Source organism: Pseudoramibacter alactolyticus ATCC 23263, assembly GCF_000185505.1.
Lineage (GTDB): Bacteria > Bacillota > Clostridia > Eubacteriales > Eubacteriaceae > Pseudoramibacter > Pseudoramibacter alactolyticus.
Window position 1 is genome coordinate 106,528 of record NZ_GL622359.1, and the last position, 6,548, is coordinate 113,075.

Below are 6,548 nucleotides of genomic sequence, written 5' to 3' on the forward strand. Positions count from 1 at the left end.
GAATGGCGCTGATTTAAACCGCCTCCCTTCTGATGATGGCGTCGACCGGGCAGTTTTCAAAGCACAGCCCGCAGTGCAGGCAGTTGGCCTGGCGGATCGCATAGGGCGTGCCGGCGTCGATGGCCTGCTGGGGGCACAGGCCGGCGCAGGTGTCGCAGCCGATGCAGCCGTCGACGATTTTAAAGCCCCTGATCTCGGAAACGCAGCCGCCGAAGGCGAAGCTCTCCCGGACGATGGGGGACCGCCCCAGGTCGAAAAACTCGAGCTCGCCGCGGTCGATGGCAAAAGCTTCGAGAATATATCGGGCATCGCCGGGATGCACATCGTTCATCGCGGGGTTGGCTTCAAAGATCCGATCGATCCAGGCGCGCTGCTCGGCTTCGGACAGGCGGGCGGCGCGGCCCGTTAGCCGGATGGACTGCCAGCGGTCGTTCATCCCAGTGACGGCGACCTCCGGCCGGGCGGTGAGCTCCTGATAAAAACGTTTGCCCCGGGCCGTGCAGAAAATCAGCCGGCTGGGTTCGGCCAGCATGATATCGATGATGCGGGCCCGCGGTTTGCCGTCGGCGTCGACGGTGGCAAAGACCACGTCGCGGATGCGGCGCAGCTCGGCAAGACAGGATTGGGCATTCATGGGGTTCTCCTTCAAATTATAATACAAAGAGGATGCCGAAGGCGGCGTTTTGTAATATAATAAATTACAACGAAAGTGTAACGGATGAGCGCCTGTTTGTCAAGGGAAGGCTTAAGAAAGCGCGTTTTGCAAAATGTGAACGGATCAAAAAAGCGCGTTCGGCTTTCGGCGAATGCCCGTTGGCTGGGCAAACGGGCATTCACCAGGGCGGCCGGCGTGCGCCGAAGCGGCGAAAAAAATTTGAAATTTGCAGGCATCGCGGCTATAATGAGCACAATTTAAAAACAGGGAGTGAATCACAATGAAAAGACGAGCTATCAAATGGCAGGATTATGCCGGGCATATTGCGGAAGCGTTGCCGAAGGGCATTTTGCTGACCACCCGTGCCCACGGCAAGATTAATACCATGGTCATCGGCTGGGGCGGCGTCGGCATCAACTGGGGGCGGCCGGTCTTCACGGCCTATATCCGCGAGCATCGCTTCACGGCGGAGCAGCTGGCCCAAAATCCGGCCTTCACGGTCAATCTGCCGGTGAGCGGCCCGGTGGATCCGGCCGTCATCAAAATCTGCGGCAGCCAGTCCGGCCGGGATATCGACAAGATCGCGGCGGCCCATCTGACACCGGTGGACGGTGAATCGGTGGCGGCGCCGGCCATCGCGGAGCTGCCGCTGACCTTCGAATGCAAGGTGCTCTATCAGCAGCTGCAAGACATGGATGCCTATCCGGATGATATCCGCGCGGCGATGTATCCGCAGGACGTCGACAGTTTTGTGTGTGTCGGCCCGAATAAAGACGCCCATTACACCGTGATGGCCGAAATTGTGGCCGCCTATGTGCTCGAGGACTGAGATGGAAGCGAATCCAAACGAATCGCAGCAGGCTGCGGCCGAACGGGCCGCCGGCCGAAAACAGCTGATTTTGGCATCGGCCGTCGGCATGGGTGCGACGGCCGTTTGTGCGGTGCTCGTCGTGATGCCCCAGGCGCTGGCTTTTGCCGCGCCGATCAAAATGGCTCTGGCCCTGGCGGGGGTCACGGCGTATCTGGCCGGCAGTCTGGCGGCGGCGGAGCTTGACCGTCAGGTGGGCAGTTTCGAATGCCCGGCGTGCCGCCACCGGTTCACGCCGACCCGCGGGGCCTATCTGAAGGCGGTCTACGGCCTGACGAGCCGACGCCTGGTGTGTCCGGCCTGTGGAAGACGGGGGCGCTGTGTGCACCGGCTGATCAAAAGAGGCTAATAATATAAAGGTAATGGTCGTACGTTTGATCACGATGGATTCGAATAAACATTAGCGCAGCACGCCATTGTCTGCTCCCGGGAGGCAACTGCCAGCGTGCGGTCGGCTTCTTGGTGAGCGCGGTGGTGCTGCGTTATCAGATCGGTCCGGTTCCGTTGGAAAGCGTTTCGGGTTTTCCTTGCGCCAAATACAAGTGCTGATTTTAGAAAGGACCATGCCATTAACATGAGACAATGGATCGTCAAGCGTCTCGAAGCCATGAGCGCGTCGGAACTTTACGCTGTGATGCAGGCGCGGGCCGATGTTTTCGTTCGGGAGCAAAAAATTCTTTATCCCGATGCCGACGGCGAAGATCTCCGCTGCCTGCACCTTTACACTTTGAATGAGGTCGGAAAAGTATTGGCTTATCTGCGGATGTTTCAAGCGGATGCGGTGGGAAACGTTTGTTTTGGCCGGGTGCTTACCACTTTAAGGGGGCAGGGCCTGGGAAGGGTCTTGATTCAAAAGGCGGCACAGGTGGCCCGGGATCAGTTCACCGCCGAAATGATCGTTTTGCATGCGCAGCAATCGGCAGAAGGTTTTTACCGTCGGCTGGGCTTTTCACGCACATCCTCTCTGTTCATCGAGGCCGGCATTCCCCATGTGGCCATGCAATGTCCATTGACGGATTTGGTGAAGAATTGAAAAATCAAACAATCGAAGAAAGGCGTTGTTTATGAAAGATTTAAGGCGGCAGGTTGAGGTATGGCTTGCGGCGGAAAACGGCGACGCACCGGAATACCTTTGGGCGAAGTTTCCAAACCACGCCGTGTTTCGCCGAAAAGACAACCGCAAATGGTATGCTCTGGTGGCGGAGGTGCCCCGGGAAAAGCTGGGCCTGGCGGAAAAGGCGCCGGTTCCCGTTCTCGTGGTGAAATGCGAGCCGTTTTTAAAGGATTTGCTCCTCGAAATGCCGGGTTATCGGCCGGCTTATCATATGAATAAGGAACACTGGATCACGGTGCTGCTCGACGGCAGCGTGCCCTTTGAAAAAATTGTCGAGCATCTGGCGATGAGCCGGGAACTGGCCGGCGGCAAAAAATAAGATAACAGACGAGGGCCGCGCGGCGGCCTTTTTTGGATGCGCTCGTCTTTTTGCCGGCGGGCAAAGGCAAGTGTCAAGGTTTTGAAAAAATTGAAAATACATTGAAAACAAATTGAAAATGAAACCGGCGGCTGGCCATTTTCTGGAGGATAACGGGCAGGCAGGCTGAAAATTTTCAAAAAATTGAACGGATTGGCTTGACATCAAAGAGCTGAAAATTTACAATGAAGAGGAATTATAAATTCACTTTTTGATATTGTTTTTTAACAGTATACAATATTCAATTCGTGGAGAGCGGCTGTAATAGCGCACGCGATGCCAACGCACAGCGGTGCACTATGGCGAATCCATTAAAAGGAGAACATGAAAATGAATCAAGCGAGAATGTTTTACGATCAGGACTGCGATCTCTCTTTGCTCGAAGGCAAGAAGATCGCCGTCATCGGTTATGGCTCACAGGGCCATGCGCACGCCAAGAACCTGAAGGAATCCGGCTGTGACGTGATTGTCGGCCTTTACGAAGGCAGCAAATCCTGGGCCAAGGCTGAAGCGGAAGGCTTTGACGTCTTTACCTCTGCCGAAGCGGCCAAGCAGGCCGATATCATTATGATTCTGATCAACGACGAAAAACAGGCTGATCTTTATAAAAACGACATTGCCCCCAATCTGGAAGCCGGCAACATGCTGATGTTTGCCCACGGCTTTAACATTCATTTCGGGACCATCATGCCGCCGGCAGATGTCGATGTGACCATGATCGCTCCGAAAGCTCCGGGCCACACCGTTCGCAGCGAATTTATCGAAGGCAAAGGGACGCCGTCGCTGGTTGCCGTCGAACAGGATGCCACCGGTCATGCGCTGGATCTGGCGCTGGCCTATGCGGCGGGTTTGGGAGCCGCCCGTGCCGGCGTGCTTGAAACCACCTTCAGAACCGAAACCGAAACCGACCTTTTCGGCGAACAGGCTGTGCTTTGCGGCGGTGTTTGCGCGCTGATGCAAGCCGGCTTTGAAACCTTGGTGGAAGCAGGCTACGATCCGAGAAACGCCTACTTCGAATGTGTCCACGAAATGAAACTCATCGTCGATTTGATTTATCAGTCCGGCTTCAAGGGCATGCGTTATTCTATCTCCAACACGGCGGAATACGGCGACTACATCACCGGGCCGAAAATCGTCACCGACGACACCAAGAAGGCCATGAAGCAAATCCTCTCCGATATTCAGGACGGGACCTTCGCTAAGGACTTCCTGACCGAAATGAGCTCCGGCAGCCAGGTGCATTTCAAGGCGATGCGCAAGCTGGCCCAGGAACACCAGACCGAAACCGTTGGGGAAGAGATTCGCAAGCTTTACAGCTGGAACGGCAACGACAAACTGATCAACAACTAATCGCGCAAATAAGCTGCGGCAACCCGCATCCGAACAGCAACCGGATGCGGGTTTTGTTTTTGAAAGGCTTCCGGCCTTGCGGGAATAGGTGGGATCATTCTCATCAAGCGGGCGTCAAGCGTTGCTCCAGTAAATGAGGCCAAGCGCCATTTTATGTTGGAAAAAAACAAAAATGTGGTTATGCCAACAGCGCGCGGCCTCAAAACGGCTATAATAACATCATCAAGTGAAAAGAAAGCCCGCGGCACATTGCGGCAGGAGGCAATATGAGCGCACAATTAGGACCGATTCACCACAGAATGTATCAGAAGATTCGCTTTCAGGAAGCGTTGATCGATCAGCTGATCGCCCTGGCAGAAGCGAACGGCTGGCAGACGGCCGACGGCACGCCCGTGACGGCATACGCTGGTGAGCCGGAAGCGCCGCTCGAGACCATCATCGATTTTGCAAACATCCACGGCTGGCTTTCGGGCCGCATTGCCGATCCTGAGCGGCGCTACGCAGCGCTGGTTACCGGGCTGCTCGCGGCAGATGCCGGGCGGCTTGCCGCCATCGAAGCGGCCGCCTTCGCCTTTGGCCAACGTGCCGCGGTGGCGGGCGAGAGCGCCCCGGCGGTTTACCAGGCGGTGGATGCCCGTCTGCTCGACGGCATGCCCTGCGACCGGGCGATCGCCATCACTGAAAACGAAGCCGACCGTGTGACCTGGCAGGTGGCGGCGGATACCCACAGCCCCTACTGGACAGAAGTCGGCGGGGATGGTAAAATTTACTACAAACTGCGCACAGCGCTGATTGCCGGGATGCTTTCCGGCAGCGGCTGGCGCCTGGCTGAAGACGACGGCACATCGGCCATCGTCGCGGCCCGATAATTTCTTGCCCTGCGCAATCGCGCGATTCAAAACACGGATGTTCACAGGAAGCGAATATCCGCGATAAGGAGAAAAAATGGAAGCAACTCAGAAAATTACCAAGGATATGTTGACCGGCGAAGTCGTCGCCACCTACCCGGAAGCCGCCAAGGCGCTGATGATGGTCGGCATGGGCTGTGTCAGCTGCCCGGCATCCCAGATGGAATCGCTGGCCGATGCGGCCATGGTGCACGGTCTCGATGCCGATCAGGTGGTCGAATATTTAAACGACTCCCTGAATTTAAACGACTGAGGAAATTATGTACAGCGTCGACGTGATGAAGGCCGAGCACGACAACATCCTTGAATTTCTCAAGGTGGTGCGCAGCATGTGCTGCCAGGTCGTGGCCGGCGGCGATTTGGTGAGCGATGATTTTCGGCAGGTGGTGGATTTCGCCCGGAATTATTCCGACGCGCAGCACCACGGCAAGGAGGAACACTTCCTTTTTAACGAAATGGAAGCGCGTCTGGGACCGGTGGGCGTCAATCTGATCCGCCACGGCATGCTGGTGGAGCACAATCTCTGCCGGGGGCATATGTTCGATCTGACCACGGCCCTCGACCAATACGAAGCCGATCCCGACATTCAGACCAAGGTGGACATCGTGGAAGCGGCGAATGGCTACGCCACATTGCTCACTCGCCACATTGCCAAGGAAAATACCGTGGTCTATCCCTTCGGCGAGAAAAACCTGGGAGCGGAGGTCATTGCTCAAATCGACGATAAGGTGCGGGCTTTCGAAGCGCAGACCGCCGAGGTGCCGGATCGGTATCTCGCGATGCTCGAGCGGCTTCGCGATCGCTACGGTCGTGTGGACGACCGTCATCAGGACGTGGTGATCACGCCGACGGCGCCTAAGGTTCAGATCGACTGAAGGCAAACAGAATGAAGTCATCAAGGTGTCGCTTTGGCGGCGCCTTTTTTATGTGCCGGTGCGGCGAACTTTTCGAGCGTTTTGATGGGTTATGGCCCGGTTTGCGAGATGATGATCGATGCTGCTTAATATAAGGAGAAACCATGGATTTACAAGCTTTTTTAGCGCAAATGAACAGCGGCAAACGTGTTGCTGCTGGGTCGCCGGCCCGCCTGGCCATGCATCGCCTGGCCCGGGAGGCGTTAATCATCGCCGCCCGGATGAACGCGGGATATCGCACGCCGGAAGCCCTCGCGGCGGATTTTGCCGAGCTGACCACGCAGCCGGTGCGCCCGGAAGCGGTGCCGGACGAAATCGGGGAATAATCAAACACATAAAGGCGCTGTCCGAAGGGACGGCGCTTTTTTGTATAAAAGAAAA

Annotated in this window: 10 protein-coding genes; 9 read left to right on the forward strand and 1 reads right to left on the reverse strand. The window is 56.4% G+C overall.

The features are described from left to right. Window positions 1-13 precede the first annotated feature (13 nt). Window positions 14-634, reverse strand: coding sequence for a pyridoxamine 5'-phosphate oxidase family protein (locus HMPREF0721_RS00455; RefSeq protein ID WP_006597524.1), 621 nt, complete (start codon window positions 632-634; stop codon window positions 14-16). Between the two features lie 301 nt (window positions 635-935). On the opposite strand from HMPREF0721_RS00455, the gene HMPREF0721_RS00465 reads away from it, so the two are divergent. From HMPREF0721_RS00465 to HMPREF0721_RS00505, 9 genes are all read left to right on the forward strand, one after another. Continuing rightward, window positions 936-1,484, forward strand: a complete 549-nt coding sequence (locus tag HMPREF0721_RS00465; RefSeq protein WP_006597526.1) for a flavin reductase family protein — start codon at window positions 936-938, stop codon at window positions 1,482-1,484. 1 nt (window position 1,485) lies between these two features. Further along, the gene (locus tag HMPREF0721_RS00470; protein WP_006597527.1) at window positions 1,486-1,872 is read left to right on the forward strand and encodes a hypothetical protein; all 387 of its coding nucleotides are present in this window, start codon (window positions 1,486-1,488) and stop codon (window positions 1,870-1,872) included. Window positions 1,873-2,097: 225 nt separating this feature from the next. Continuing rightward, window positions 2,098-2,556, forward strand: coding sequence for a GNAT family N-acetyltransferase (locus tag HMPREF0721_RS00475; protein WP_006597528.1), 459 nt, complete (start codon window positions 2,098-2,100; stop codon window positions 2,554-2,556). A 31-nt stretch (window positions 2,557-2,587) separates the two neighbouring features. Continuing rightward, window positions 2,588-2,956: an MmcQ/YjbR family DNA-binding protein gene (locus HMPREF0721_RS00480; RefSeq protein ID WP_006597529.1), complete on the forward strand. Its 369-nt coding sequence runs from the start codon at window positions 2,588-2,590 to the stop codon at window positions 2,954-2,956. 369 nt (window positions 2,957-3,325) lie between these two features. Beyond that, window positions 3,326-4,345: a ketol-acid reductoisomerase gene (ilvC, locus tag HMPREF0721_RS00485; protein ID WP_040639806.1), complete on the forward strand. Its 1,020-nt coding sequence runs from the start codon at window positions 3,326-3,328 to the stop codon at window positions 4,343-4,345. A gap of 266 nt (window positions 4,346-4,611) precedes the next feature. Beyond that, on the forward strand, window positions 4,612-5,214 hold the full coding sequence (locus tag HMPREF0721_RS00490) for a hypothetical protein (RefSeq protein WP_006597531.1): 603 nt from the start codon (window positions 4,612-4,614) through the stop codon (window positions 5,212-5,214). Between the two features lie 76 nt (window positions 5,215-5,290). After that, a complete protein-coding gene (locus HMPREF0721_RS00495) occupies window positions 5,291-5,506 on the forward strand; it encodes a DUF1858 domain-containing protein (protein ID WP_006597532.1) in 216 nt (71 codons plus the stop codon). Window positions 5,507-5,513: 7 nt separating this feature from the next. Further along, window positions 5,514-6,128, forward strand: coding sequence for a hemerythrin domain-containing protein (locus tag HMPREF0721_RS00500; protein ID WP_006597533.1), 615 nt, complete (start codon window positions 5,514-5,516; stop codon window positions 6,126-6,128). Window positions 6,129-6,271: 143 nt separating this feature from the next. Further along, window positions 6,272-6,493 (forward strand): hypothetical protein, encoded by a 222-nt coding sequence (locus tag HMPREF0721_RS00505; protein ID WP_006597535.1) that lies wholly within the window; start codon window positions 6,272-6,274, stop codon window positions 6,491-6,493. The last annotated feature ends 55 nt before the right edge of the window (window positions 6,494-6,548 follow it).

Excerpts from the sequence above, each read along its gene's own strand:
- HMPREF0721_RS00455 (WP_006597524.1), bottom strand. The coding sequence starts at position 634 with ATGAATGCCCAATCCTGTCTTGCCGAGCTGCGCCGCATCCGCGACGTG.
- HMPREF0721_RS00465 (WP_006597526.1), top strand. The coding sequence starts at position 936 with ATGAAAAGACGAGCTATCAAATGGCAGGATTATGCCGGGCATATTGCG.
- HMPREF0721_RS00470 (WP_006597527.1), top strand. The coding sequence starts at position 1,486 with ATGGAAGCGAATCCAAACGAATCGCAGCAGGCTGCGGCCGAACGGGCC.
- HMPREF0721_RS00475 (WP_006597528.1), top strand. The coding sequence starts at position 2,098 with ATGAGACAATGGATCGTCAAGCGTCTCGAAGCCATGAGCGCGTCGGAA.
- HMPREF0721_RS00480 (WP_006597529.1), top strand. The coding sequence starts at position 2,588 with ATGAAAGATTTAAGGCGGCAGGTTGAGGTATGGCTTGCGGCGGAAAAC.
- ilvC (WP_040639806.1), top strand. The coding sequence starts at position 3,326 with ATGAATCAAGCGAGAATGTTTTACGATCAGGACTGCGATCTCTCTTTG.
- HMPREF0721_RS00490 (WP_006597531.1), top strand. The coding sequence starts at position 4,612 with ATGAGCGCACAATTAGGACCGATTCACCACAGAATGTATCAGAAGATT.
- HMPREF0721_RS00495 (WP_006597532.1), top strand. The coding sequence starts at position 5,291 with ATGGAAGCAACTCAGAAAATTACCAAGGATATGTTGACCGGCGAAGTC.
- HMPREF0721_RS00500 (WP_006597533.1), top strand. The coding sequence starts at position 5,514 with ATGTACAGCGTCGACGTGATGAAGGCCGAGCACGACAACATCCTTGAA.
- HMPREF0721_RS00505 (WP_006597535.1), top strand. The coding sequence starts at position 6,272 with ATGGATTTACAAGCTTTTTTAGCGCAAATGAACAGCGGCAAACGTGTT.